At 67.3% G+C, this 26412-nt stretch carries 25 protein-coding genes and 1 tRNA gene; 17 read left to right on the top strand and 9 right to left on the bottom strand.

Going from position 1 to position 26412, the window contains the following annotated elements; genetic code table 11:
• Window positions 1–358: 358 nt before the first annotated feature.
• Window positions 359–1411 (top strand): histidinol-phosphate transaminase, encoded by a 1053-nt coding sequence (hisC, locus tag ABD289_RS03205; protein WP_344126320.1) that lies wholly within the window; start codon window positions 359–361, stop codon window positions 1409–1411.
• 279 nt (window positions 1412–1690) lie between these two features.
• Here hisC and ABD289_RS03210 read toward each other — a convergent pair whose 3' ends face one another.
• The 4 genes from ABD289_RS03210 to ABD289_RS03225 all read right to left on the bottom strand — a co-directional run bounded on the left by ABD289_RS03210 (window position 1691) and on the right by ABD289_RS03225 (window position 5092).
• Window positions 1691–2131, bottom strand: a complete 441-nt coding sequence (locus tag ABD289_RS03210; RefSeq protein ID WP_344126322.1) for a hypothetical protein — start codon at window positions 2129–2131, stop codon at window positions 1691–1693.
• Between the two features lie 48 nt (window positions 2132–2179).
• Window positions 2180–2983 (bottom strand): L,D-transpeptidase family protein, encoded by an 804-nt coding sequence (locus ABD289_RS03215; RefSeq protein WP_344126324.1) that lies wholly within the window; start codon window positions 2981–2983, stop codon window positions 2180–2182.
• 358 nt (window positions 2984–3341) lie between these two features.
• Window positions 3342–4112: an ABC transporter permease gene (locus ABD289_RS03220; RefSeq protein ID WP_344126326.1), complete on the bottom strand. Its 771-nt coding sequence runs from the start codon at window positions 4110–4112 to the stop codon at window positions 3342–3344.
• Window positions 4109–5092 (bottom strand): ABC transporter ATP-binding protein, encoded by a 984-nt coding sequence (locus ABD289_RS03225; protein ID WP_344126329.1) that lies wholly within the window; start codon window positions 5090–5092, stop codon window positions 4109–4111. Before ABD289_RS03225 ends, ABD289_RS03220 begins: the two co-directional genes overlap by 4 nt.
• A gap of 134 nt (window positions 5093–5226) precedes the next feature.
• On the opposite strand from ABD289_RS03225, the gene ABD289_RS03230 reads away from it, so the two are divergent.
• Both ABD289_RS03230 and ABD289_RS03235 read left to right on the top strand, forming a co-directional pair.
• Window positions 5227–5700, top strand: a complete 474-nt coding sequence (locus ABD289_RS03230; RefSeq protein ID WP_425564539.1) for a MarR family winged helix-turn-helix transcriptional regulator — start codon at window positions 5227–5229, stop codon at window positions 5698–5700.
• Between the two features lie 52 nt (window positions 5701–5752).
• Window positions 5753–5837 (top strand) — tRNA-Ser (locus ABD289_RS03235).
• Between the two features lie 158 nt (window positions 5838–5995).
• On the opposite strand, the gene ABD289_RS03240 is transcribed toward ABD289_RS03235, so the two are convergent.
• Entirely contained in the window at window positions 5996–6181 is a 186-nt protein-coding gene (locus tag ABD289_RS03240; RefSeq protein WP_344126331.1) for a hypothetical protein, read from the bottom strand.
• Between the two features lie 55 nt (window positions 6182–6236).
• Here ABD289_RS03240 and ABD289_RS03245 point away from each other — a divergent pair, with 55 nt between their 5' ends.
• The 4 genes from ABD289_RS03245 to ABD289_RS03260 all read left to right on the top strand — a co-directional run bounded on the left by ABD289_RS03245 (window position 6237) and on the right by ABD289_RS03260 (window position 7946).
• Entirely contained in the window at window positions 6237–6497 is a 261-nt protein-coding gene (locus tag ABD289_RS03245) for a hypothetical protein (protein ID WP_344126334.1), read from the top strand.
• The gene (locus tag ABD289_RS03250) at window positions 6494–7216 is read left to right on the top strand and encodes a hypothetical protein (protein ID WP_344126336.1); all 723 of its coding nucleotides are present in this window, start codon (window positions 6494–6496) and stop codon (window positions 7214–7216) included. Before ABD289_RS03245 ends, ABD289_RS03250 begins: the two co-directional genes overlap by 4 nt.
• 34 nt (window positions 7217–7250) lie before the next feature.
• The gene (locus ABD289_RS03255; protein ID WP_344126338.1) at window positions 7251–7679 is read left to right on the top strand and encodes a VOC family protein; all 429 of its coding nucleotides are present in this window, start codon (window positions 7251–7253) and stop codon (window positions 7677–7679) included.
• Between the two features lie 81 nt (window positions 7680–7760).
• Complete coding sequence (locus tag ABD289_RS03260) at window positions 7761–7946, top strand: hypothetical protein (RefSeq protein WP_344127179.1); 186 nt, start codon at window positions 7761–7763, stop codon at window positions 7944–7946.
• Between the two features lie 66 nt (window positions 7947–8012).
• Here ABD289_RS03260 and ABD289_RS03265 read toward each other — a convergent pair whose 3' ends face one another.
• Complete coding sequence (locus tag ABD289_RS03265) at window positions 8013–9518, bottom strand: M28 family metallopeptidase (protein ID WP_344126340.1); 1506 nt, start codon at window positions 9516–9518, stop codon at window positions 8013–8015.
• Window positions 9519–9690: 172 nt separating this feature from the next.
• Here ABD289_RS03265 and ABD289_RS03270 point away from each other — a divergent pair, with 172 nt between their 5' ends.
• The 7 genes from ABD289_RS03270 to ABD289_RS03300 all read left to right on the top strand — a co-directional run bounded on the left by ABD289_RS03270 (window position 9691) and on the right by ABD289_RS03300 (window position 17881).
• Window positions 9691–10668: an NAD(P)H-quinone oxidoreductase gene (locus tag ABD289_RS03270; RefSeq protein WP_344126342.1), complete on the top strand. Its 978-nt coding sequence runs from the start codon at window positions 9691–9693 to the stop codon at window positions 10666–10668.
• A 75-nt stretch (window positions 10669–10743) separates the two neighbouring features.
• Complete coding sequence (locus ABD289_RS03275; RefSeq protein ID WP_344126344.1) at window positions 10744–11274, top strand: bacterial proteasome activator family protein; 531 nt, start codon at window positions 10744–10746, stop codon at window positions 11272–11274.
• Window positions 11275–11366: 92 nt separating this feature from the next.
• On the top strand, window positions 11367–12227 hold the full coding sequence (gene wzm, locus ABD289_RS03280) for a galactan export ABC transporter permease subunit Wzm/RfbD (protein ID WP_344126346.1): 861 nt from the start codon (window positions 11367–11369) through the stop codon (window positions 12225–12227).
• A gap of 16 nt (window positions 12228–12243) precedes the next feature.
• Entirely contained in the window at window positions 12244–13065 is an 822-nt protein-coding gene (gene wzt / locus ABD289_RS03285; RefSeq protein ID WP_344126348.1) for a galactan export ABC transporter ATP-binding subunit Wzt/RfbE, read from the top strand.
• On the top strand, window positions 13062–13976 hold the full coding sequence (gene glfT1, locus ABD289_RS03290; protein WP_344126350.1) for a galactofuranosyltransferase GlfT1: 915 nt from the start codon (window positions 13062–13064) through the stop codon (window positions 13974–13976). Before wzt ends, glfT1 begins: the two co-directional genes overlap by 4 nt.
• Before the next feature lie 207 nt (window positions 13977–14183).
• On the top strand, window positions 14184–17489 hold the full coding sequence (locus tag ABD289_RS03295; protein ID WP_344126352.1) for an arabinosyltransferase domain-containing protein: 3306 nt from the start codon (window positions 14184–14186) through the stop codon (window positions 17487–17489).
• 125 nt (window positions 17490–17614) lie between these two features.
• Window positions 17615–17881, top strand: a complete 267-nt coding sequence (locus ABD289_RS03300) for a hypothetical protein (RefSeq protein WP_344126354.1) — start codon at window positions 17615–17617, stop codon at window positions 17879–17881.
• A 178-nt stretch (window positions 17882–18059) separates the two neighbouring features.
• On the opposite strand, the gene ABD289_RS03305 is transcribed toward ABD289_RS03300, so the two are convergent.
• A complete protein-coding gene (locus ABD289_RS03305) occupies window positions 18060–18497 on the bottom strand; it encodes a GtrA family protein (protein WP_344126356.1) in 438 nt (145 codons plus the stop codon).
• A 240-nt stretch (window positions 18498–18737) separates the two neighbouring features.
• Here ABD289_RS03305 and ABD289_RS03310 point away from each other — a divergent pair, with 240 nt between their 5' ends.
• From ABD289_RS03310 to dprE2, 3 genes are read left to right on the top strand one after another with little or no spacing between them, the layout of a single operon-like run.
• Window positions 18738–19034, top strand: coding sequence for a hypothetical protein (locus ABD289_RS03310; RefSeq protein WP_344126358.1), 297 nt, complete (start codon window positions 18738–18740; stop codon window positions 19032–19034).
• Window positions 19031–20395, top strand: a complete 1365-nt coding sequence (gene dprE1 / locus ABD289_RS03315) for a decaprenylphosphoryl-beta-D-ribose oxidase (protein ID WP_344126360.1) — start codon at window positions 19031–19033, stop codon at window positions 20393–20395. The genes ABD289_RS03310 and dprE1 overlap by 4 nt, the downstream gene beginning before the upstream one ends.
• Window positions 20392–21153 carry a decaprenylphospho-beta-D-erythro-pentofuranosid-2-ulose 2-reductase gene (dprE2, locus tag ABD289_RS03320; protein ID WP_344126362.1) on the top strand — a complete coding sequence of 254 codons (762 nt, stop codon included), beginning with the start codon at window positions 20392–20394 and terminating at the stop codon, window positions 21151–21153. Before dprE1 ends, dprE2 begins: the two co-directional genes overlap by 4 nt.
• Before the next feature lie 1311 nt (window positions 21154–22464).
• Here the strand turns inward: dprE2 and ABD289_RS03325 are convergent.
• Together ABD289_RS03325 and ABD289_RS03330 are read right to left on the bottom strand one after the other, a co-directional pair.
• Entirely contained in the window at window positions 22465–22839 is a 375-nt protein-coding gene (locus tag ABD289_RS03325) for a hypothetical protein (protein WP_344126364.1), read from the bottom strand.
• Window positions 22840–23207: 368 nt separating this feature from the next.
• Window positions 23208–26270: an ALF repeat-containing protein gene (locus ABD289_RS03330; protein ID WP_344126366.1), complete on the bottom strand. Its 3063-nt coding sequence runs from the start codon at window positions 26268–26270 to the stop codon at window positions 23208–23210.
• Window positions 26271–26412 lie beyond the last annotated feature (142 nt).

Genomic DNA, 26412 nt, shown 5'->3' on the forward strand with positions numbered 1-26412 from the left:
CGCAGCGAACCATGAGCAGGTGAACCGCGGATAACCACTTCCACCGAACGGGGCAACGATCTGCCCCACGATCACCGAACCGGACCAACCACCCCAGCACACCTCGCGCTCCCCGCGCCCGGCAGCACGGAACCGTCCCGGTGGCAATGCTCCGTTGCGGGCGCCCCGGCGAGTTGGGGGCAGGTGCGGTGCGCGCGCGGCCGCGTTGGGGCTAACGTCCGAGGGAACGTTCGAGCGCCCGTCGTCGAACTCGTGGCCGCGACGCCGCTGGCCGGAGCCACATCGGCGGTGTCCGGAGCCGGACCGGGCGCCCGCACCGCGACGAGATCGACGACGGGTCGAGGGAGTAGGAGATTCGATGAGCGCGCGCACCCGTGCCGACCTGGAGCAGTTGCCGGCTTACGTGGCCGGTCGGACCGTCCCGGGTTCGATCAAGCTGGCCAGCAACGAGGTCTCCGAGGGGCCGCTGCCCGCCGCGGTCGCGGCGATCAACGAGGCGGCGACGCAGGTGCACCGGTACCCGGACATGGGCGTCGCGACGCTGACCGGAGCACTCGCCGAGCGCTACGACGTGGCGCCCGAGCAGATCGCCGTCGGGTGCGGCTCGGTCGCGCTGTGCGAACAGCTCGTGCAGGCCACCTGCACCGCCTCCGACGAGGTCGTCTTCCCGTGGCGGTCGTTCGAGGCCTACCCGATCATCACCCAGGTCGTCGGCGCCAAGCAGGTGCGCGTGCCGCTGACCGGTGCGCACGCGCTCGACCTGGAGGCGATGCTGGCGGCCATCACGCCCGCCACCCGGCTGATGTTCGTGTGCACCCCGAACAACCCGACCGGCACGTTGCTGCGCGGGGCCGAGCTGGACGCCTTCCTCGACCGGGTGCCCTCGGACGTGCTGGTGGTGCTCGACGAGGCCTACTTCGAGTTCGTCGACGACACGGACGCGCCGGACGGCGTGGAGATCACCCGTGCCCGGGACAACGTGGTCTCGCTGCGCACCTTCTCCAAGGCCTACGGCCTGGCGGGCGCGCGCGTCGGCTACGCGATCGCGCAGCCGAAGATCGCCGAGGCGCTGCGCAAGGTGTCCATCCCGTTCAGCGTGAACGCGCTCGCCCAGGCCGCCGCGGTCGCGTCGCTGCGGGCGCCAGAGGAACTGCGCCGACGCTGCGCCGACGTCATCTCCGAGCGCGCGCGAGTGCACGCCGAGCTGACCGCGCTGGGCTACGAAGTGCCGGAGACGCAGGCGAACTTCGTGTGGCTGCCGCTGGGTTCGCGCACTCCCGCGTTCAACGAGCACTGCCTGGCGAACAAGGTCGTGGTGCGGGCCTTCGGCGAGGAGGGCACCCGCGTCACCATCGGCACTCCCGAGGAGAACGACCGGCTGCTCGCGGCGGCTAAGTCCTTCCCCGGCTGAGGAGATGCTTCGGTCTCGGATTGGCCTGCGGGCACCGGGATCCGCGACTCGAGCATGTCGGAAGGGATCCGGAAAAGAGCAACGGTGGTGGTCAGCGAAGAGAGGGGGAGTACTTCGCCGACCACCACCGTTGCGGTGCGGTCGTTTGAGCCGAAACGACCTTTCCTGCGTGCGTAGTGAGCTACGCAGCACCGGAATGTAGTGCCGTGCCGGGGCTCTCGCCAGCGATCACGAGTCGTTCCACTCGTTCAGGTGGCAAGAGCCCCCGGACGGGCGGGGTCAGCCAGTGACCGCGTGGTGCCCTTCCACGACGACCGGGGTCGGGGCTTCCGGCAGCTTCGACGGGCTCTCGCTGGCCGGGGGCTCCTCGGCCGGGTGCTCGTCGGCCGGGGGCTTCTCAGCCGGGGGCTTCTCAGCCGGCGGCTCCTCCTCGGCCGGCGGCTCCTCAGCGGGCGGCTCCTCCTCGGCCGGGGGCTCCTCGCCCGGGTGGTCGACGATCGGGGCGTTGGTGCACACCACGTTCTGCGGCGACGCGATCGGGACGACCGCGCCGAGGACAGCGATGTTGTTGCCGCACAACTGGATCGGCAGCACGCTCGCGTTGTTGTCGTTGCCGATGTTCACACCGTCGTTGTCGGTGCTGTCGGCGAACGCCGTGCCGCCCGTCAGCATTCCGGCACTGACGATGAACGCACCGACCGTGCAAGCCGTCTTGCGCATAGATCGCATCCTTTTCCTAGTTCTTCCGGGAACGAACCCGCGGCCGAGTCACCGCAGGTGGACCAACGTGCCGAGGGGCAACGAGGTCAACAACCGCAGAGCGTCGGAGGGGACCCGCACGCAACCGTCGCTGGCGGCCTTGCCGAAGACCGAAGGGTCCGGCCAGGTGTGAAACGCGACCGTGCCAGGGCCGCCGCCGTAGGTGTTGTAGGTGTCCGAGTGGATGCCCATCGGCAGAATGATCGGACTGAACTTCGTCACCGTCTCCTCGATCGCGGCCATCAGGTAGGTCCGGCCGCGCGGCGTCGGCGAATCCGCCGACCCCACCCCGGCCGTCCACTGGCCGATCACCGACCCGTTCTTGCGCACCTCGAGGTGCCGGGCATCGACGTCGACGTTCACGACGTACGGACTGCGGGCGCGTTCCACCTTCCCGTCGGTGCGCACCCAGCCGGTGGCACCGTTCGGACGGGACGGCAACAGCACCTGCGCCCACTTGCCGCGCTCGGCGACGATCGGCACCCAGGTCGGGTTGTTCAACTGCTTCGCGGGCAACTTGGCGAAGACCTGGCCACCGGGTGACTGGTGCACCGCCAAGTCGTCGAGCACGTGCAGCACCACACCGTCAGTTCCCGCTTTTGGCGCGGAATCCTTTGGCGCGGCGGGAAAATCGGCGAACGTAGTCGCGTCCGGCTGCATCCCCAGGTCGGCCTTGGCCATGGCACGCGGCGGGTCGGCAGCCGGCTCGGCGGCCACCCCGCAACCGGAGAGAGCAAGGCAAGCCAGCACAACGGCCGACAGCGACCGCGTGGTTCGTCCGGCCGCTGCGCTACCCCTCCGACGAATGCTCATGATCGACTCCTGGCCCCTGTCGTACGGCTCGCAGGGCATCCGCTTCGGACCCGCTACGGAAAAGCCCCGCGATGGCACTGACCTGCAGAAGATCAAGCGCCGACGGGAAAGCTATCCCGCACCCGGAACCGCAACCAGCCAGACCGCACAATGTGAATCAGCATCGACACCTGCGCTGATCAGGAAAAACGTGATCTACTTCTGGATGCGAGCAAGACGTTAGCCAGAGATCGCCACACCATCGTGTGGATTTATTTACCTCGTTAGAGTTACCTTTTCCGTTCCGCTCCTTCGAGAACGGGACATACAGAACGAAAACTTTGAGCCCGGAAAGCCGTTCGTGTGACCCCGGGAGAGGTCAGTCCATGGCGCGGCGGAGGAAGAACTTCACGCCCAGCACGCCGAACACCCCGATGGCCGCCAGCAGCGCCAGCACGCACACCCACGCGGGCATGTGCGGGATGCCCGGCAGCAGCGCGCCGCGCATGCCCTCGCTGACGTAGGTCAGCGGGTTGAACGCGCAGACCACCTGGAACCAGCGCAGGTGATCCAGCTGCACCCACGGGAACTGCGTCGCGCCGGTGAACATCAGCGGCGCCAGGATCACCGAGAACATGATGTTGATCCGCCGCGGCGGCACCGCGGCACCCACCGTCATGCCCACCGCCGCGCCGGCGAACGCCCCGAGCACCATGCACAGCAGCGCGAACGGCAACCCGGCCAGGTCCCATTCGATGCGGCCGAGCATCCACATGCCCAGCGGCACCATCAGCACCGCGGCGAAGATCCCGCGCAGCGCGCCGAAGAGCATCTTCTCCACCGCCACCCAGGACACCGGCATCGGCGCCAGCAGCCGATCCTCGATCTCGCGGGAGTAGGAGAAGTCCAGGACCAGCGGGAACGACGTGTTCTGCAGCGAGACCAGGAACGCGTTGAGCGCGATCATGCCGGGCAGCAGGATCTGCGCGTAGCCGGGCTGGGTGTAGCCGAGCTCGCCGAGGACCTTGCCGAAGATGAACAGCAGCGCGACCGGCTGCACCAGCACCTGAGCGAGGAAGCTGGGCAGCTCCCGGCCGGTGACGAAAACATCCCGGCGCAGTACCGCGACGAAGGCGACCACCGAGCTCAACGGAGTTCCCTCCCGGTCAGCTCGATGAACACGTCCTCCAGCGTCGCCTGCCCGAGCGCCAGGTCGCCGACCGGAACCCGGTGCTCGTGCAGGGTCTGGGCGACCGGGCCGAGCAGCGCGGCCGCCTCACCGCCGACGTAGAGGCGCAACCGCAGTTCCTGAGCACCATCGGTGAGGGCGCGCTCCCCGATCCGCTCGACGCGTTCCACGCCGTCCACCGCCGACAGCAGCGCGGCGAGCTCGCCGGGGTCGAAGCCGTTCGGTCGCACGGAGGCGTCCAGCGTTCCGCTGCCGGGCAGCGACTTGATCAGCGCTTCCGGGGTGTCCAGGGTCAGCAGTTCGCCGTGGTCGACCACGCCCACCCGATCGGCGAGCTTCTCCGCCTCATCCATGTCGTGCGTGGTCAGCACCACGGTGACGCCCTCGGCGCGCAGGTCGTTGATCCGGTCGTGGACGAACAGCCGCGCCTGCGGGTCCAGGCCGGTGGACGGCTCGTCCAGGAACAGCACCTCCGGCTTGTGGATCAGCGCGCGGGCGATCATCAACCGCTGCGCCTGGCCCCCGGAGAGGTCGTCGATCCGCGCCTTGCGCTTCTCGGACAGCCCCATGCGGTCCAGCAGCTCGTCGGCCAGCCGATTGCGCTCCGCGCGACCGACGCCGTGGTAGATGGCGTGCCAGACCAGGTTCTGCCGGGCGTTGAGCGACCGGTCCAGGTTCACCCGCTGCGGCACGACGGCGACCTTGCGCCGCGCCCCGACCGGATCGGCCGCCACATCGACCCCGCCGACGCTGGCCCTGCCCCCGGTGGACAGGACCCGCGTGGTGAGGATGCCCACGGTGGTCGTCTTGCCCGCTCCGTTGGGCCCGAGGAGACCGAACACCTCCCCGGCGTGCACCTGGAAGCTCAGCCCGCCGACCGCGTCCGCCTTGCTCTTCGGATAGCGTTTGCGCAGGTCGCTGACTTCAACCGCGACGGTCACAGGCACCTTCTCTCGGTTCGCGCGGCAGCCCCAGGCCCCGGCGCCGCTCGATGGTAGCCAGCCGCACCGGCGAGCCGACACACACTTTTCGCCAACCCGCCCCCAGGTCAGCCCGCGCTCGGTAACCTGAACAGGTGACCAAGGCGACGGAACAAGCCGAATGGCTCAGCGAGACCGAGATGGCGGCGTGGCGCGCCTACATCGTCGGCAGCGCACTCCTGGAACACCGGCTCAACCGCGAGCTGCAGCTCAGCTACGGGTTGTCCATCGCCGACTACGAGATCATGGTCCGGCTCTCCGAGTCCCCGCAGCACGAACTGCGGATGAGCGAGCTGGCCAGCGAGATCGCGCACTCCAAGAGCCGCATCTCGCACCAGATCCGCAGGCTGGAGAAGGAAGGTCTGGTCTACCGGCGGGAATGCCCGGAGGACGGCCGCGGCGTGCTCGCGGTGCTGACCGAGAAGGGCATGACCAAGCTCCGCGACGCCGCCCCCACGCACGTCGCGGGCGTGCGCGAGCACATGATCGACCTGCTCGAACCCGAGGAGCAGGAGACCCTGGCCAAGATCTTCACCCGCCTCACCGACCGGCTCCGCAGCCTGGAGTGAGCCCGGACCGGCTGTAGTCCGATCATGCCCGATTGGCTAGGCTGCGCCCCGGGGAAGCGTGGCAGAGCGGCCGAATGCACTCGCCTTGAAAGCGAGCGAGCCGAAAGGCTCCGGGGGTTCGAATCCCCCCGCTTCCGCTCGATCGACCAGCGAAGACAGGGTCCGGTTGTGGATATCCGCACCGGGCGCTGTCCCGTCTCAGCTCCGGTCTCGGCAGCGCTTCGGCCCGGCCTTCTCCCGTCGCGGAACGTGCGACTGTCGCTCTCGGAAGGGGCGCCATTCCCGGTCCGCCGATTCAGCTTCGCGCTGCTTCTTCCCTGGCGCCAGCCCGCAGGATGACCAGCAGCAACTCCCCCCGGGGGTGGCTCATGACGATGCCGCGCACCGCGGAGCCCAAGGTCCAGGGCGTCTCCCCCAGGAACAGCTGCAGCACCACCGCCAGCCTCGAGGCGTGCTGAGCCACCTCGGTGCCCAGCAGCAAGTGAGCTGTCTAGCCGATTTGACGATTGCGCGTCTAGCGGGCTAGACATAGAGTCGTGGTGAACAGGCGACTACGGCTGCGGGCGCTGCTTGCACTGCTGCGGCGACAGGCCCGTCAGCACGGGTTCCGGGTCGAGGAGCTGCCTGGACGCGGGAAGGGATCACACCGCACCTACGTGCTGATCGATGCGGAAGACACCGAAGCAGGACGGATCACGCTGCCCGACCACCGTCGAGAGCTTTCGTGGACGGTCCTTCGCAGCACCGAAACCAGATTGGCGCCGCAGCTCGGCGACCGGTGGATGGAGGAGAAGTGAACGAGCAGCGCCCGGTCTACACGGCAACCATCTCCCGCGAGGACAACATGTGGGTGGCCGTCGTTGACGAGCTTCCAGGCGGCGCGACGGACACCCCGAACTTCGCGGATCTCGAGGTCTACGTACCGGACATGATCGCCTCGCTGACCGACACCGAACCCGCGGACTTCACCGTGCGGTGGCGGTACGAGCACGGTGGACGCGATCTTACCGAGAGGCTGGCGAACTACCTGGAGTGGGAGAAGTGGTGCGGGTTCGCCGCCGCCGAGCGCGATCAGGCTCGACGAGCTGCGATCGAGGAGATGCGCGCAGCGGGGTTGAGCCTGCGCGCGATCGCCGACGTGGTCGACCTCTCGCACCAGCGAATCGCACAGATCGCGGGCGCCGAACCACCGGCCCCGGAAGTCTCCTACCCCCAGATATCCATCACGGCCGAATTCGTCCAGCATGCTCTGCACGCCTGGAAGGCGCAGGAACGCGGCGATGCGGGACTGGCCGATCGCGAACACGCGCAGGCGCACGCTTCCGCACGACAGATCCGGGAGACGAATGAGGACTACCGGCCGGACATCGCCGGTGCACCTTCCCAGCTCGCCGTGAACGCCCTGGCCGCCTTGCTGACCCGAGCGCTCAGGACCGACGCCGATGAGCGGCGAAGTTTCCTCGCGGCGGTGTCGCACGTGCTGACAACAGCGGCGGAAGAACCGGGCGTCGCCTGACCGCCTTCCACGGATAGCGCCGTACCGTCGGGCGATGTGGATCGAGCAGGTTGCCGTCGTGGTCGATGACTACGACCGAGCGATCGAGTTCTTCGTCGGCTCCCTGGGGTTCGAGCTGGTCGAGGACTCGCCTTCGCTGACCAACGACGGGCGCGTGAAGCGGTGGGTCGTGGTGCGTCCTCCCCGGGGCCCCGACCGGATTGCTGCTCGCGCGAGCCGACGGGGATCGGCAGGCCCAGGTGGTCGGCGATCAGTTCGCGGGCCGGGTCGGGCTGTCCTGCGGGTCGAGGACTTCGACGCGCAGTACCAGCGGATGCGAAGCGCCGGGGTCGAGTTCGTGACCGAGCCGCGGGATGAGCCGTACGGGCGGGTCGCCGTGTTCCTGGATGTGGCCGGGAACCGGTGGGACCTGCTCGGTGCCGGCGGCCGGGAAGCTACCGCCAGCCCGCCCGATGGGGTCTGAAGCGGGCGGTTCACCGGGTTGACATTCGTTGGTGGTGGGCTCGGGGTCCGGTGTTGCGGTGGTGCTGCGAGGATGGGGTTCGTGGACGAGATGCGAGAGACGAAGACACGGCCCCGCGCCGTTGCGGCGGTCTGCGCGCACCTGGGCATCGGGGTCGACGACGAGCAGGCGAAGCTCGCGCGGGATCGGCTGAACAAGTCGCTGGCCAACTACCGGGTCGCGCTGCTGCCCGAGGAGTCCGCCGACGCTGAGACCGTCAAGTCCTGACCCGCGCACGACCGCGGGCCCGGCACCTCCCGAGGGAGGCCGCCGAGCCCGCGGTGGTTTCGCGAATCAGCTGGCGTTGTGGCCGTGCGGGATGGCCCTGCCCTCGTCCGCGGCGAAGGTGGCGGCCTGCGCGCGCAGGCGCGCCCGCTCCTCGCGGGTCTGCATCCCGTTGACGGCCTCGGTGCTCTGCGAGTAACCGTCGATCACGTCGGCCAGTGCCCTGGCGTTGCGGTCCAGCGCAACCCGGTCGACGTTGCCGAGGTCATCGCCTTCCTGGTGGTAGTTCGGGTCGTAGGCGACGCCTGCCTGCCCGCCCCACTTGGCGGCCTGCTCCTCGGTCTTGACGCCCTCCGCGCCGGTGAACAGACCACCGGCCGGGATGCCCACCGAGATGAACTCGCCGTAGTCGGAGCGCCCGTTGAAGTCGGTGCCCTCCAGCTCGACGCCCCGCTCGGCCATCGCGTCGACGAAGTCCTGCTCGATCTGCGCCGAACCGTGCGGCCCCGGGCCCGCGCCCTCGCCATCGGAGTCGTCGCCGTCGTAGGCGAAGTAGCCCGCGTTCGGCGAGCCGATCATGTCGAAGTTCAGGTACAGCGCGATGTCGAGCTGCTGCTCGAAGCTCAGGCCCTGCACGTACCGGGTAGAGCCGATCAGACCGGACTCCTCGGCGCCCCACCAGGCGAACCGCACGGCGTTCTCGACCTGCGGTGAACCACCCATCCGCAGAGCCGACTCGAGCAGCGCGGCGCTGCCGGTGCCGTTGTCGTTGATGCCCGCGCCCTCCGGGACGCTGTCCAGGTGCGAACCGGCCATCACCACGTTGTCGGCGCGTCCGGTGCGGGTCTGCGCGACGACGTTGCGGGTGGTGACGGTCTCCAGGCGGGACTGAACGTCCAGGTTCACCTCGGCACCGGCCTGCCCGGCCAGGGTCTCGCCGACCTGCTGCGTCACCCCGGCGGTGGGGATCACCGCGTCGGCCGGATCGCCCAGCGTCCCGTTCAGCGGCCCCTCGACGTTGTTGTAGATGATCGTGGCGGCCGCGCCGTGATCGGCGGCGTTCTGCGCCTTCTTCGCGAAGGTGCAGGCACCGCGGGAGATCAGCACGACCGAGTCCGCGACGTCGGTGCCCTCGAAATCGGCCGCCTCGCAGCCCGGCGTGTCGTCGACGGGGATGACCGACAGCGGGGCGGTGAGACCGCCCTGCGGAGTGGCCGGGGAGTACTCCAGCGCATCGCCCTCGGTCGGCTGGCCGTCGACGGCCAGGTCGAAGGAGTCCAGGTAGAACGCGTCGTAGGTGAACTCCGGCGTGGACACGTCGAAACCGGCGTTGCGCAGCTTGCCCGCCACGTAGTCGACGCTGGCCTCGTAGCCCGGCAGGCCCGAGGCGCGGTTGCCGTCGTTCTGGTCGGCGATGCGCTGCAGCGCGATCAGGTGACGGTTGACCGCGTTGCCGTTGATGGTGTCGCCGAGGCTCGGCGCGGCGGCGCCAGCCGGATTGGCGGCCAGCAGCGCCGAAGCGCAGGTGAGCGCCACAGCCGCGGCCGTGCGTCTGGAGGTGATTCGCGAACTCATCATACTCCCCGATTGGGTGGATTTGGGTCGTTTGATCAGATTTGGGGGCATTGCCCCGGTCCAGTCAAGACGAACCGACCGATCTTTAAAAAGCACGAGTATTTCCCATATTTCCCCCGTTCGACGCCGCCTCCTGTTTCCGCGGCGCGCCTCGCTGGCTACCGTCGCGGGCATGCATGGGATTTCAATCCGCGAGCCCGGTGAGCCCGACGTCCTGGAGTGGACCGAACACCCCGACCCGCGCCCGGGCCCGGGTGAAGTCGTCATCGACGTCGCCGCGAGCGCGGTCAACCGCGCCGACCTCAACCAACGTCAAGGGAACTACCCACCGCCCAAGGGCGCGAGCGAGATCCCCGGATTGGAGTGCTCGGGGACCATCGCCGAACTCGGCCCGGACGTCACCGGCTGGCAGGTCGGCGACGAGGTCTGCGCGCTGCTGGCCGGTGGCGGCTACGCCGAGCGCGTCGCGGTGCCCGCCGTCCAGGTGCTGCCGAAACCCGCGGGGATCGACCTGGTGGAGGCGGCCGGGATTCCCGAGGTCGGCTGCACGGTCTGGTCGAACGTGGTGATGGAGGCAGGGCTCCGGCGCGGACACCTCTTCCTGGTGCACGGCGGCGCGGGCGGCATCGGCACCTGCGCGATCCAGGTGGCCAGGGCGCTCGGGGCGCGCGTGGCCGCCACGGCCGGTTCCGAGCAGAGCCGGGCGCTGTGCGCGTCGCTGGGCGCGGACCCGGTGATCAGCTACCGGGACGAGGACTTCGTCGCGGTGCTCAAGGAGCTCGGCGGGGCGAACGTCATCCTGGACAACATGGGAGCGTCCTATTTGGACCGCAACCTCTCCGCGCTCGCGATGGACGGGCACCTGGCGGTCATCGGCCTGCAGGGCGGCCGCAAGGCCGAGCTGGACATGGCGAAGATGTTGATGAAGCGCCTGCACATGTCGGCGCTGGGACTGCGCGGGCGCCCGCTCGACGGGCCGCAGGGCAAGGCGGCGATCGTCGCCGACGTGCGGGAGCGGCTGTGGCCGATGATCGAGAGCGGCGACGTCCGGTTGCCCGTGCACGCCCGGGTGCCGATGACCGACGCGTGGAAGGCGCACAGCACCCTGGAATCCGGGGATGTGCGGGGGAAGATCCTCCTGGTCCGGTGACGTCCCGCCCGGTGCGCCCGGCTCGCCCCCGCGAGTCGGGCGGCTCCGATTGCCGGGGCTCGGCATACTGGAGCCATGCAGCGTGACGAGGAGGGGCGGCCGGACGTGTTCGTCGTGGGTGATGACGGCAATCCCGTCGGCGCCGCAGCAGGAAGCGAAGCCGCCGAGAGCGAGCAGGAAGACGTCAACGGGCTCGTCGAGCAGCCCGCGAAGGTCATGCGGATCGGCACCATGATCAAGCAGCTGCTCGAGGAGGTCCGGGCGGCGCCGCTCGACGAGGCCAGCCGCAACAGGCTCAAGGAGATCCACCAGAGCTCCATCAAGGAACTGGAGCAGGGGCTGGCCCCGGAGCTCGTCGAGGAGCTGGACCGGCTGTCGCTGCCGTTCACCCAGGAGACCACTCCCTCCGACGCCGAGCTGCGCATCGCGCAGGCTCAACTGGTGGGCTGGCTGGAGGGCCTGTTCCACGGAATGCAGACGGCGATCTTCGCGCAGCAGATGGCCGCTCGCGCACAACTGGAACAAATGCGGCGGGGACTTCCCGCCGGTACCGGCCAAGGCGAATCCGACACTTCGGGCCGTAGCGGAACGGGACAATACCTGTGACCGTCCGTAGCACGCGGCGTCAAGCAGGCACTACGCATTAGAGTGATGCCCAACCCGAGCGTGCCCACGGATAGTCGGTACTCTTTCGCACTGTGCAGGCTACGAGCACGCTAGACAGCGATTCGGTACCGGCCGAACTGTCGTCGCGAACCTGGCGCAGGGCGTTCCAGGACTTCCACGACGGTATCCGGCAGCGGCAGCTATGGGCCCACCTCGGCTGGCAGGACATCAAGCAGCGCTATCGCCGCTCGGTCATCGGACCGTTGTGGATCACCATCGGCATGGGCATGACCGCGATGGCGCTGGGGCTGCTCTACTCGCAGCTCTTCGATCAGGAGATCGCGGAGTTCCTGCCCTACCTCACGGTCGGGTTCATCGTCTGGAACTTCATCCGCGACTGCCTGACCGAGGGTACCGAGGTCTTCATCTCCAACGAGGGCCTGATGAAGCAGCTGCCCGCGCCGATCAGCGTGCACGTGCTGCGGCTGGTCTGGCGGCAGACGCTGTTCTTCGCGCACAACATGATCGTCTACTTCGTCGTGCTGGCCATATTCCGGATGGACATCAGCTGGACGGTCATCTTCGCGATCCCGGCCTTCGCCCTGCTGATGGCCAACGGCGTGTGGGTGGCGCTGCTGTTCGGCATCGTCGCCACGCGCTTCCGCGACATCCCACCGGTGATCAACAGCCTCACCACGCTGGTGTTCTTCATGACGCCGATCGTGTGGAACGCGGACATCCTCAAGGAGAAGGCTCCGGAGCTGGGGTGGCGGGCCAACCTGGCCGACATCAACCCGCTGTACCACTACATCGAAATCATCCGCGATCCGCTCACCGGGGCCAACCAGGAGCTGTACCACTGGCTCATCGTCCTCGGCTGCACGATCGTGGGGTGGCTGCTCGCCCTGGTGGTGATGCGCAACTACCGCGCTCGCGTCACGTACTGGGTCTGATCGGGAGCGAACAACAATGGTCAGCATCGACGTCTGGAACGCGGCGGTCGACTTCCCGATCTTCGACGCGAAGTCCCGCTCGCTGAAGAAGGCCGTCCTCGGCAAGACCGGCGGCAAGATCGACAGCGACAACCGGGTACCGATCATCGAGGCCCTGCACGACATCAACCTGTCGCTGGAGCACGGCGACCGGGTGGCCCTGGTCGGCCACAACGGCGCGGGCAAGTCCACGCTGCTGCGGCTGCTGTCCGGGATCTACGAGCCCACCCGCGGCGGTGCGCGCGTGGTCGGCAAGGTCGCGCCGGTGTTCGACCTCGGCGTGGGCATGGACCCGGAGATCTCCGGGTACGAGAACATCATCATCCGCGGCCTGTTCCTCGGGATGAGCCGCAAGGAGATGGAAAAGCGCATAGACGAGATCGCCGAGTTCACCGAGCTGGGCGACTACCTGGCGATGCCGCTGCGCACCTACTCCACCGGTATGCGCGTGCGGCTGGCCCTGGGCGTCGTGACCTCGATCGACCCGGAGATCCTGATCCTCGACGAGGGCATCGGCGCGGTCGACGCGGAATTCCTGGAGAAGGCGCGCGACCGGCTCAACAGCCTCGTGCAGCGATCGGGCATCCTGGTCTTCGCCTCGCACTCCGACGAATTCCTCGTAGAGCTGTGCACCAGCGCCATCTGGATGGACAAGGGCGGGATGCGCGAGCAGGGCTCGCTGCGCGAGGTCCTGACCAACTACAAGGGCTACGACCCCTTCAGGAACCTGAGCGAGGAGACGCTGGCACGCATCGGCGCGTCCTCCAACGACAAGATCGGGAACAACGAGGGCTCATGACCACCGACTCCGCACAGCAGCTGCCCGCCGGTTCCGTCGTCGCGGTCGTCGTCACCAGGCACCGCCGCGAGTTGCTGGCCGAGTCGCTGAAGGTCGTGGCCGGCCAGACCCGGCTGCCCGACCACCTGGTCGTGGTGGACAACGGCCCCGACCAGCCCGCCAGGGACGTGGTCGATGATTGCCCGGTTCCGGCCACCTACATCCCGTCCGAGCGCAACCTCGGCGGGGCGGGCGGCTTCGCGCTGGGCATGCTCACCGCGCTCTCGCTCGGCGCGGAGTGGATCTGGCTGGGCGATGACGACGGCCGCCCCGACGACGAGCACGCGCTGTCGACCCTGCTGGAGGTCGCCGAGCAGCGGCGGCTGGCCGCGGTCTCGCCGGTGGTGGTCAACATCGACACCCCGGACACCCTGGCGTTCCCGCTGCGCCGCGGCCTGACCTGGAAGCGCAAGGTCGACGAGCTCGGCGGCGAGGACTTCCTGCCGGGCATCGCCTCGCTGTTCAACGGCGCGCTGTTCCGCGCCTCCACGCTGGACGTGGTGGGCGTACCGGACTACCGGCTGTTCTTCCGCGGCGACGAGGTGGAGATCCACCGCAGGCTCGGGCGCTCCGGGCTGCCCTTCGGCACCACGCTACGCACGAAGTTCCTGCACCCGGACGGGTCGGCGGAGTTCAAGCCGATGCTCGGCGGCCGGTTCCACGCGCAGGACCCCTCGGACGCGAACAAGCGCTACTACACCTACCGCAACCGCGGCTACCTGCTGTCCCAGCCGGGCATGCGCAAGCTCGGGATGCTCGAGGTGCTGCGCTTCGGGCTGTACTTCATCGCGCAGCGGCGCGACCCGAAGGCTTTCCGGGAATGGCTGGCTCTGGTCGATCAGGGTCGCAAGGAACGCTTCTTCCGTCGCTGAACGAATTGTCGTCCTGCACCCGTCGAGTCGCGGGAGGACGAACCGGCAATCGACTTCTGCCGCTGGTGTAACCGCGCGGTCACGGAATCCTGAGGCAGTCCTGAGAATTGACTGAGTTCCCAGCTCACCGCGTTACCGGTCGTGTCGATTTGCACATCTCCGGAACGCCGCGAAGGCACCCGGACCAGCAACTACTATTCTCCATTCGTGCTCAGTGGCCATGAGGAAAGCCGCCGAACGGACGATGGTTCGGCGCCGACCGAGATGAACGGCAACGAACCGTCGACGAAACGGCTGAAGCTGTTCGCAACGGTTCTCGGCGTGCTCGGCACGGTGCTCGCGCTCGCGGTGCCGTTCCTGCCGGTCAACTACGACATCACCACGCTCAAATGGCCGACCGCCGAAGGCACCAAGGACGTCTCCGCGCCGCTGGTCGCCTACGAGCCGGTGTGGCTCAAGGCCGACGTGCCCTGCCAGGCCGCCCGCAGCCTCGACGCGCGGAGCAACGGCCCGGCCGTGCTGCTGAGCACCAACCCGCCGAAGTCGGACTACGGCGACCTCACCGGCATGGTGCTGCAGATCAACAACGGGCAGCTGACCATGCTGGTCAAGGGCCAGCAGCTGGGCTCGGTCGCGATGCCCGGCGGCGACTGCTCGCTGCGGGTCAACTCCACCGCCTACGGCCTCAAGTCCACCGTCGGCGACCAGACCCTGGTCAACATCGCGGGCGACCGGCGGCCGCAGGTCACCGGCATCTTCTCCAGCCTCGACGACGAGCGGGACGACATCAGCGGGCTGTCCTTCGAGGCCCGCGTGGACACCCGCTACGAGAGCCAGCCGACCCCGCTGAAGCTGGCCGTCATGGCCGGCGCGGTGCTGTGCTTCCTCGGCGGCCTGGTGTGCCTGCGGCGACTGGACGTGCGGGCCGGGCGACGACCACCGCGCTGGTTCGCCACCGGCTGGTGGAAACCGACCCTGCGCGACGTCGCGGTGCTCGGATCGCTGCTGATCTGGTGGGTCATCGGAGCGATGACCTCGGATGACGGCTACATCCTGAACATCGCGCGAGCGCGCGAGAGCTTCGGCTACATCAGCAACTACTACCGCTGGTTCGGCGTGCCCGAAGCGCCGTTCGGCTGGTTCTACGAGCTGTACGCGCTGTGGGTGCAGGTCTCCACCGCGACACCGTGGGTGCGGCTGCCCGCGCTGATGATGGGCATCATCAGCTGGCTGCTGATATCCCGCGAGGTGCTTCCGCGGCTGGGCCAGCAGGTGCGCCGCAGCCACGCGGCGGGCTGGGCCGCCGCGGCGGTGTTCCTCGCCTTCTGGCTGCCCTACAACAACGGCCTGCGCCCGGAGCCGGTCGTGGTGCTGTTCTCGCTGCTGGCGCTGTGCGCCGTGGAGCGGGCGGTGGCCACCAACCGGCTGATGCCCGCCGCCCTGGGCCTGGTGGTGGCCGCGCTGTCGGTCGGGGCGAACCCGCACGGCCTGGTGTCCGTGCTGCCGTTCATCGCCGCGCTCAAGCCGCTGTTCCGGCTGGTGCAGAAGCGGGCGAACGAGTTCGGCTGGGTACCGGTGCTGGCACCGATCGCGGCGTCCGGGTTCGTGATCCTCACGCTGGTCTTCTCCGACCAGACGTGGCAGTCGGTCATGGACGCCACGAAGCTGCGCACCGAGATCGGCCCGAGCCAGAGCTGGTACGAGGAGCTCAGCCGCTACAGCCTGCTGTTCAGCCAGACCCCGGACGGCTCGATGACCCGCCGCTTCCCGGTGTTGCTGGTCATCCTGTGCCTGGTCACCTGCGCGGTCGTGCTGCTGCGCCGCGGCAAGATCCGCGGTTCGGCGCTGGGACCGAGCAGGCGGCTGCTGGCCGTGACCGCCATGTCGTTCGGCGTGCTGGTGCTGACCCCCACCAAGTGGACCCACCACTTCGGTCTGTTCGCCGCGTTCGGCGGTGCGCTCGCCGCGCTCACGGCGCTGGCGACCAGCAGCACCGTGCTGCGGTCCAAGCGCAACCGGGCGGTGTTCTTCGCCGGGCTGATGGTGATCCTGGCCTTCGCCACCACCGGGCCGAACGCCTGGTGGTACGTCTCGAACTGGGGCGTGCCCTGGTACAACATGCCGCCGCAGCTCCAGGGCTACCACGCCAGCACGATGCTGCTGGTGATCGCGGGCATCTCGCTGGTGGTGGCCTTCATCGAGCACCTGCGCATCGACGAGCACAACCCGAAGGTCGTCGACGAGCGGTTCGGCAACGAGGAGGGGCGCAGCCGGGCCCTCCGGATGGGTACCGCGCCGCTGGCGATCGTCTGCGCGCTGCTGGTGCTGTTCGAGCTGGTCAACTTCGGCAAGGTGATCCACAAGCAGTGGGGCAGCTACAGCCTCGGCGCGGACAACATCAAGCAGATCACCGGCTACAGCTGCGGCCTGTCCGACTACATCTACGTCGAGACGAATCCGCAGTACGGCATGCTGCGCGTCTCGGATTCGCAGCCGAGCGCGGCCGCGCCGAGCGAGAGCGAGCGCATCGGCATCCCGCCGCGCAGGCTGGAGGACAAGGAAGACGCCGCCCAGTACCTGCAAGCCAAGCTGGAGGGCTTCAACCGGCCCGGTTTGCCGTCCGGCGACGGCAGCGACCCGCAGGAGCCGGACTGGAACCCGCCGCACAACTTCGGCAACGACAACGCGCCGGTGTGGGGCAGCTACGACAACGCGGGCGTGGGCACCGGCGAGCTCCGCACCCAGTGGTACGACCTGCCGGAGCGCGCCCGCAACGGCGAGGTGCCCGTGGTGCTGTCGCTGGCGGGCACCGAGCTCGGGGCGAACTCCGTGGCCCTGGAATTCGGCCACGAAACCCCGAACGGCTTCCTGGTCACCGAGCGCAAGTACGTCACGGAGGCGGGCGCGCCGAAGTGGCGCGACTTCCGCTACACCCTCGGTGAGAAGGAGAAGGACGCCACCAAGATGCGCGTGGTGGCCGTGGACAACGCGCTCGGCCCGCGCGGCTGGGTGGCGGTCAGCGCGCCGCGCGCACCCCAGCTGGTGAACATGACCGACTTCGTCGGCGATCAGCCCGCGTTCGTGGAGTGGACGGCGGCGCTGACGCACCCGTGCCTGCAGCTGCCGCAGGTGCACCACGGCGTCGCGGAGATCCCGAAGTTCCGGGTCGCGGCGGGCGCCGAGGTGCGCGACGTCGGCCAGGGCTGGTCCTCGCCGGACGCGGGCGGGCCCTTCGGCTGGCTGAGCGTGGCGACGAGCATGCGCGAGCTGCCGACGTACCTGAAGAACAACATCCACCGGGACTGGGGCTCGCTGTACGCGGTGGACCCCTACGAACCGGACGCGCTGCCCGCGCAGTCGGCGATGGACGTGCACACCGAGCGGCACTGGGGCAACTGGCGGCCGGGCCCGCTGACCAAGACGGTCCAGCTGCCCGGCGACGTCCCCAGCTCGGACGACCGCAACGACGTGAAGAACTTCGCGCCGCCGGAGAACTCCGGTTCCGACCAGTGACGGTCGTTCCCGTTCGGGGTGATCGGGTCAGCTTTCGGTGAAACCGGGTTCCGGGGCCCACCGGGAGGTGCTGTGTTGGTGTCGGCCGCCCCGGACGGGGCGGTCCTCGCCAGCTGGAGGTTCCGATGTCCGAAACCCGTCCCGGCCTCGTGCTGCACCTCGCAGGGGTCCCGCAGCCGTTGCACATCGCCCTGGACGCGGGCGAAGCCGAGAACCTGACGACCCAACTACCGGACCTGATGAAGATGGGGCGGACCAGGACCCTGGGGACCGCGGACGGTGGCCACTTCACGGTCAACTTCACGCACGTCGCCACGGCGCACATCGAGCAGACCCGCTCCGACGCGAACGCCTACGGGGCTCCCTCCCGCGCCACCGGCTTCCGGGGCTAGGAGCCCGTGACAGTTTTGCCTAAAACTGTCCGGACATTTCGGACGCGAAGAGCTTGCAGTTTTAGGCAAAACTGTCAGAGCTGTCGCGCTCAGCGGCTCACCGCCCACGACCGCCGAGCAGGTGGTGAGATGCGCCCGGCTGATCGGCCGGACGCCCTTCTCGCGCGCTTCGGGCAGGTCAGTCGCGGAAGACCAGCAGCTTGAGCATCACGAAGTTGATCATCGTGCCGAGGCCCTGGGAGATGACCCAGAAGAGGGTGAACTGCCAGGGCTCGTGGGCGTTGAACGCCAGCACGAGAACCTGGTTGGAACCCATGTTGACGAAGAAGGTCGTGGTGTAGAGCACGGCGAACGCACCGGCCTTGGCCGTGGTGTTGCCGGTGCCCGCGCCTTGGAAGGTGAACTTGCGGTTGATGATGTAGGACGCGGTCGTGCCCAGGATGAAGGAGATCGACTTCGACACCCACACCGGCCAGCCGACCACGCCGAGCAGCAGCGAGTAGGTGGAGAAGTCGATGACGGCGCAGCCGCCGCCGATCACGATGAATCGGATGAGCTGGTTGAGCAGACCGATCTTCTTCGCATCGGCGCTGGCTGCGGACTCGGCCACGGTCACGGGGTCACCTCTGAATAGACGGCAGGGCCGGCGAGGGCGGAACGGGAACCGTCCGGCGGCTCGCCGAAGACGTGCTCCGAGCCGGGGGCGGCCTGGACGAACCCCCCAGAACAGCCCCGACACCGTCGGCACGAGGCGCGCACACGTCCCTCGCAAGTGTAGCGAGCGGACTTGACACCGCAGTCACGGCCATTAGCACCCGGCGGTATTCACCCCCGATACGCGGATAGACTCGGCTGGGTGGGATCGGTTAAGGACGAGCCTCAGACGCTGTTCCATGGCGAGCGCACCCCGCTCACCTGCGCTTACGCGCACGGCGTCACCGCCCGCCGGCTCGGCCGCAGTTACCGCGCCCCCGCTTACAACGAGACGGTGCCGGTCGCGGGCGGTCGGCGAAATCCGGCCAAGGAATCCGGCACCGGCTTCGAAATGATCGAGAAAATGGACCCCGGACGCGCCGAATGGGAAGAATTCATCCCATCGGTCGAATCGGACAACATTTTCGTTTCCGACCTTTCGCGAAGGCTGGGCCTGTGACCGCCGAATTCGTTACCAAAGACCTCTACGGCTGGGGCCGCACCGCGCCGACGCGGGCGCGCGTGCTCAGCACCAACGACGTCGAGAAGATCGCCGAAGCGGTGCGCACCGCCGATGACCGCGGCGTGCTCGCCCGCGGCCTGGGCCGCAGCTATGGCGATGTGGCGCAGAACGCCGGTGGCGTGGTCATCGACATGACCCCGCTGAACCGCATCCACGACATCGATCCGGACACCGCGATCGTCGACCTCGACGCCGGCGTCAGCCTGGATCAGCTGATGAAGGCCGCGCTGCCCTACGGCCTGTGGGTCCCGGTGCTGCCGGGCACCCGCCAGGTCACCATCGGTGGCGCGATCGCCAACGACATCCACGGCAAGAACCACCACAGCGCGGGCAGCTTCGGCAACCACGTGGTCTCCATGGACCTGGTCACCGCCGACGGCCGGATCCGCACCCTCACGCCCGAGGGCGAGGACTCCGAGCTGTTCTGGGCGACCGTGGCCGGCATCGGCCTGACCGGCATCATCGTTCGGGCGAAGCTCAGGATGACCCGGACCGAGACCGCCTACTTCATCGCCGACCTGGAGCGCACCGAGAACCTCGACGAGACCCTCGAGCTGGTCACCAACGGCTCCGAGGACAACTACACCTACTCGTCCGGCTGGTTCGACGCGATCTCCACCGACCACCGGCTCGGGCGCGCCGCGTTCAGCCGGGGCTCGCTGGCCAAGCTCGACGACCTGCCGCCGAAGCTGCGCGCCGACCCGCTGAAGTTCGACGCCCCGAAGCTGGCGACGTTGCCCGACGTGTTCCCGAACGGGCTGGCCAACAAGCTCACCTTCAGCGCGCTCGGCGAGGCGTGGTTCCGCAAGTCGCCGAAGGTCAAGCGCGGCGTGGTGGAGAACCTGACGGCCTTCTACCACCCGCTGGACATGTTCGGCGAGTGGAACCGCGCCTACGGCTCGAAGGGCTTCCTGCAGTACCAGTTCAGCACCCCGCTGAACGCCAACGAGGAGCTGCGCCGGATCCTGCTCAAGATCGCCAACTCCGGGCACTACTCGTTCCTGAACGTCTTCAAGCAGATGGGCGAGGGGAACCCGGCGCCGCTGTCGTTCCCGCACCCCGGTTGGATGGTCTGCGTCGACTTCCCGATCAAGCCCGGCCTGTCCAGGCTGTGCAACGATCTCGACGAAATGGTGCTGGGCGTCGGCGGCAGGCTGTACACCGCGAAGGACTCGCGGGCCAGCGCGGAGACCTTCCACAAGATGTATCCGCGGGTCGAGGAGTTCCGCAAGATCCGCCAGTCCGTTGACCCCGAAGGCAAATTCGCCTCAGACATGAGCCGGAGGCTTGAACTGTGATCGACGCCGTTGGCAATCCCCAATCCCTGCTGGTGCTCGGCGGCACCTCCGACATCGCGCTGACCACCGCGCGCAAGTACGCCGAGAACCAGCCCCTGCGGATCATCCTGGCCGACCGGCCGGAGGAGTCCGAGCGCCTCAACGCCGCGGCCGAGGAGCTGCGCAAGACCGGTAGCGAGGTGTCGATCCTGAACTTCGACGCCCGCAAGCCGGAGACGCACGCCGAGGTCATCGACAAGGCCTTCGCCGACGGCGACGTCGACGTCACCCTGATCGCGTTCGGCATCCAGGGCGACAACGAGCAGGGCTGGACCGACTTCGAGTCCGCCCGCGCGGTGGCCGACATCAACTACGTGGCCCCGGTCGGCATGGGCGTGCTGCTCGCGAACAAGCTCAAGAAGCAGGGCCACGGCAGCATCGCGGTGATGTGCTCGCCCGCCGGTGAGCGCGCCCGCCGGTCGAACTTCGTCTACGGCTCCTCCAAGGGCGGCCTGGACGTGTTCTACACCGGTCTGACCTACGCGCTGGAGGAGCACGGCGTGAAGGTCACCGTGATCCGGCCGAACTTCGTGCACACCAAGCTGACCACCGGCTTGAAGCCCCCGCCGATGGCGCAGACCCCGGAGCAGGTCGCCGACTGCATCATCGACGGCGTCGCCAAGGGCAAGGAGCAAGTCTACGCCCCGGGCCAGATGCGCTGGGTCATGACCGCGCTGCGGCACGTCCCGCGCAAGATCTTCCGCAAGCTGCCGATCTGATCGCACGCGCGCGAGCGGGGTCGCCGGATTCGTCCCGGCGGCCCCGTTTTTCGTGTCCGGCTTGACCTGGGGCCGGGACTGCCCGAGACTGATCGTCGCCGGTGCCCGTTTTGCCCGGACCCCGAAAATTTGTCCGCATCGGGCAACGTTTCGTCGCCGCGAGACGACTGTTGTAGGGGACGGGCTGATTCGGCACTGTCCCACGAGCAGCGCCTGGCGCTGCCCGCGTGAAACGCGGGCCCGGAGAAGTGGGGTTCAACGGACCCGCGGCCGTGGGTCCCCCGCCTGCCTGTTGGGGGACCCACGGAACACGCCGGACGACCCCGGGCCGTCGTGCGCGACCCCTCGCAGCCACCCCAGATCGCAGCACCCTATACGGGTTGCACAGTTTTGCCTAAAACTGTGCGTGATCAACGTCCGATTTGCCGGGACAGTTTTAGGCAAAACTGTGAACTCGTCCAAGCACACAGACCTTGATCCCAACCGGTCGAAGCTGCAGTTGACCAGCGGCAGTGTCGACCTGCACAGACTCCCGACTCTGCGGTGGTTCATTCAGCCTTCTCCTGGAGCCTGCTTCTTCTGGACATCGTCCTTAGATGCGCCTTCGCCAAATGAAGGTGATTGCAACTAACACAACTGCGGTCAGCGCTGTCGAATTGGTCACCAGCCAGTAGATCCCTGGCGGAGGGTCGGCCACTTGCACAATCAGATTAACCGAAGGCACTATAAAACCGCCGACGATGCCACACACCCACCATGCACTTGGAAATCCTACTTTCTTGCGATCAGCAAGCAGCTTACTGGAATCCATCCCGTTTCCGCTTACGAAGTCCCCACCTGATGCAGTACAACTGGACCGCCATAAACACTACGGATACCAGGCTGTAAATCAGGACAACCGATGAAAACGGGGGGTCCTTCAATGAAACCACCACCATCGCGACAGGCCAAAGAAGCCCCGCACCGGCAGAGGTCGCCCACCAAGTCAACGGGAGCTTTAGGTTCCCACTCGACGCCATTCTTCAACATTCCTGACATGTCAACTTTTGAGGACGGTCCACTCAGGTTTCGGTACTTCTTCTTAATGCTGCTTCCTTCGCCGCGCCCGTACCGTGTAAGTCGAGATAAAGACCACCACAGCGACGGCTGCACACACAATGAACGGGAGCGTGTTTTGAGCATCCCCCCACGGAACGATCCTGAAATATTGTAAAATGTACAACGGAAGCGACATGCCCAGGATGATCAACGAGGATCTGAATCCTGTAGCCACAAGGTCGCGACCTTTTTTCATGATATCCACCAACCCGTTCAGCAAATGACCATCGTGATGGCCAGCAACGCAACGCCTGCACCAACAGATCCCCAAGGACCGAAGGCCGCGCCCCATGTAAAACCTTGGTATACGCCCACACTTCTAAGAACCCATCCACATGTGGTGGAAATCTCTTCTTCCTCTTCAGGGCAGATAATTTGTTCTTTTGTCCCGTCCTGGTGGACGCGGTGGCAGGACTGATCTCGATAGGCGATCTGTTCGATTTCGTGTTCGGTGGCATCTGGTGGGGTTTGGATGGACTCCTGGTACTCAGCTTTGCGTCGTTCGATTTCGTCCTGCAAGGCTTGTTCGGCGGCTGCTGCCGCGGCTACGGCGGCTTCCGCAGAGTCCGAATCCTCCGCAGCTTCCAATGCATCGGTCCGGGCCTGGTCAGCAGCGACGTACGCGCTGCACCCAGTCAGCCGCCAGCATGATGGTGGGGTTGACGCCAACTATTTGATTGGACGTCAACCCCACCTCTAATACTAATCCAAGCAAGCAGATCTACTGGAATCCATCCCGTTTCCGCTTACGTAGTGCCCACCTGATGCAGTACAGCTGGACCGCCATAAACACTATGAATACTAGACTGTAAGTCAGAACAACCCAGCCAAAAGGTGGATCATTAATAAAAACCGCTGCCATCGCAGATGGCCAAAGAAGGCCCACCCCCACAAATGCCGTCCACCAAATAAACGGGAGCTTTAGTTTCCCTCGCGACGTCATTATTCATGCAGTCCTAACAAACCAAATTTCCTGCGATTCCCAATCCGATATCTAAAGCGCCAGTAGCAACGCCCGCACCTGCCGCCAATGCCCCTGCTCCTGCCGAAATACCAAGCCAAGCCGCGCCAACCCCCGTAGCTAAAAAGACCGCACCAACGCCAACAAAGGCCCATTGGCACGAGTTCATTCCTAGAAATGTAGGCTCTTCCTCTTCAGGGCAGGTAATTTCTTCTTCTGTCCCGTCCTGGTAGACGCGGTAGCAGTACTGGTTTTGATAGGCGATCTGTTCGATTTCGTGTTCGGTGGCATCTGGTGGGGTTTGGATGGACTCCTGGTACTCAGCTTTGCGTCGTTCGATTTCGTCCTGCAGGGCTTGTTCGGCGGCTGCTGCCGCGGCTGCGGCGGCTTCCGCGGAGTCCGAATCCTCCGCAGCTTCCAATGCATCGGTCCGGGCCTGGTCAGCAGCGACGTACGCACCGTCAGCGTAGGTGTGCGCTTGGCTGGAGTAATACCGCGCCCGGAACACCGACTTCGCCGCATCCCGCGCACTCCGCCGGGCGGAGTCCGCCGCGTTCTGAGCAGTGACCATTGCGGCCTGCGCCTGCTCCGACGAGGCCAGAGCCTCCTCCGCTGACGCTCGTGCCTGGTTGGCGTAGTCAGCCGCTTGCGCGGCCGAGTCCTGGGCTTGCTGGGCATACCCGGCAGCTTCGTCGGCTGCGTTTCGGGCTTCGGCGGCGGCTTGCGCGGCGGTGGACGCGTCCTGCATAGCGTTGGCTGCCGCTTGCATACCACGGCTCACCAGGCGGTCCATCTCCGCAGCGTGTGTGACGGCCCTTTGATCTCGCTGCTGGTACAGATGCTGGCCAGATTGGACGAATTCCTCGGTCCAGCCGGGCGGCCCGTCCAACGCGGCCTCTGCTGCGGCCTGCGTGCGCGGGCCTCCAGCGTCCTTGATCCGTGCCGCGTTGATCCGCATATCCGTATTACGTGCGGTGAACTGGCCCTCCTCCAGGAACTGCCGCACATCCTCCGGAGTTCCGTCCAGCGCGGCTTCGGCGGCCTCTGCGACTGCCGGCCCGATCGCGGCATCCTTGATCTGGACTGTGCGCAGCCGGTCATCGGTGACCCGGCCTTCATAGTCCTGGGTAGCCAGGAACTCCTGCACCTGAGCATCCGTACCGGCCAAGGCGGCTTCGGCAGCCTGACGGAGTCCGTCCCGGTCAGTCGTCTCCGCGATGCGTGTGACCGTGGCCCGATCATCCTGGACCACGGCGGCCTCGCGGCCGGTGTCCAACCACTGACGAATATCGGCGTCCGTACCGGACAGAGCATGCTGAGCAGCACGTTTACTCCACGTACCACCCGTTTTCAAGATGTTCACCGCAGCCTGTCGACCACTGGTCGACACGGTTTCCGAATCCGCACCTTCCGCAGTCGCGGCCTCCAACAACCGCTGCGTTTCGGCACTTATGCGTTTCCTCTCAGCCGCGTCCCAAGCTTGAAGGTCCTGCTGCTCTTTCCAAACCTTGCGCGCTTCATTCGCAGCGTCGACCAACTGCTGCTTGTCCTGTTCGATCCGTTCGGCCTCCGCATCGCGAGCCAGCGCCACTACCTGCTTGGCCTGCTCGGCCGCAGCCACTGAAGCCTTGGCGGCTTCGATCGCGGCATTGGCATGTGCGGTGGCCTCAGCAGCAGCGTCCTGCGCCTCGCCTGCGTGCTCCGCAGCCGCCTCCGCCGCTGCTGCGGCGTTGTTCGCGTGTTGGGCGGCTGAATCAGCCGCTCCGGCCGCGGTATTGGCCGCCGCCACCGAGCGGTTGGCCAGATCCGTTGCCGCATTGGCAGCCAGCTGGGCGCGCTCTGCCTGGGCCTGTGCCTCCGCGCCTGCCGCAGCCGCACGCTCAGCCTCCTCGTCAGCCACCCCGGCATACCGACTGGCCTCGGAGGCAGCCGCACCCGCCGCAGCCGCATTACCCGCAGCGCTGGCGGCAGACCGAGCAGCGCTCGCCGCCTGCTGAGACGCAGAACCAGCAGCACGAGCGGCATCCGCAGCCCGGTTCGCCCCCACCGCCGCGTTGCGCGCCGCCGCAGCCGCATCCCGTGCCGCCTGCGCCTGAGTGGCATCCATGGCCGCCGCCGACGCGGCCGAATACGCACGAGCGGCGGTCTGTCCGGCCATGCCTGCCGCAGAGGCCGCCCTAGATGCCGCATTCGCCGCGACCCGTGCTGCTTCATCGGCCGCGCTGGCCGCGTTGATCGCCGTGCGAGCAGCATCAGCGGCCTGCTCTGCGGTAGCCGCTGCCTCGGCCGCCGCAGCCGAGGCCCGAGCGGCATCGCCCTCGGCTGCTTCGGTTTCGGCGCGTGCCCGCTCCGCCGCGCGCTTAGCCTGCTCAGCTGCCTTCAGCGCGCGGTCTGTCGCCTGCTGGGCTTTCACGGTGTGCTCGTGCGCCTGCTGGCCGGCCTTTTCGGCACGTTCGACCAGCTCGGTTACCGTGGCCTTCTCTTGGTCGCGCGCCTGAGCGACTTCCCAGTCATGTTCCAGGAACCGGGTAAGCGCAGCATCGGTGTCAGCGTCCAGGGCACGTTCGGCGGCTTCCTGCACATGTGGACCGCCGACCGACTTGGCCCGCACCACCTGGATGCGCAGGTCGGTGTGATGCGGAGCCTTCCATCCCTCCTCCAGGAACGCCTCGAGCGCTTCCTCGGTGTCGGTGTCCAGCGCTTCCTCCGCAGCCACTGCCACTTGCTCGCCACCGGCATCCTTGACTCGCACCGTCCGAATGCGCAGGTCGGTGTGGTACGGAGCGCGGAAGCCTTCCCGCAGGAACGATTCCAATGCTTCGACGGTGTTGATCTGCAGAGCGTCGTTGGCGGCGGCCTTCGTGCTCGGCCCGCCCATTTCCATCATCTTCACGACTCGGTTGCGTAAGTCCTGCAGCCGGGCCACATCCGCCCCGCTGCTCAGGAACTCCCGCAGGTCAGCGTCGGTTCCGGCCAGGGCCGCGCCAGCGGCCTCGCGCATGGTTTCCCCGCCGTTGAGCCACATCTGCATGACAGCGGCTCGGTCCTCAGCGGTCACCGTCTGCTCCTGCGCCACCGCTACCGGGGCACTGCCCAATCCGGCCACCACGAAGCTGAGCACAGCGGCAGTGACGACACCCGCGCGAGCCGTACGTGCGCATCGTCTGCGCCTGTATTCGTATCTCTTCACGTCACTCCCC

Source organism: Saccharopolyspora halophila, from assembly GCF_039531955.1.
Taxonomy (GTDB): Bacteria; Actinomycetota; Actinomycetes; order Mycobacteriales; family Pseudonocardiaceae; genus Saccharopolyspora; species Saccharopolyspora halophila.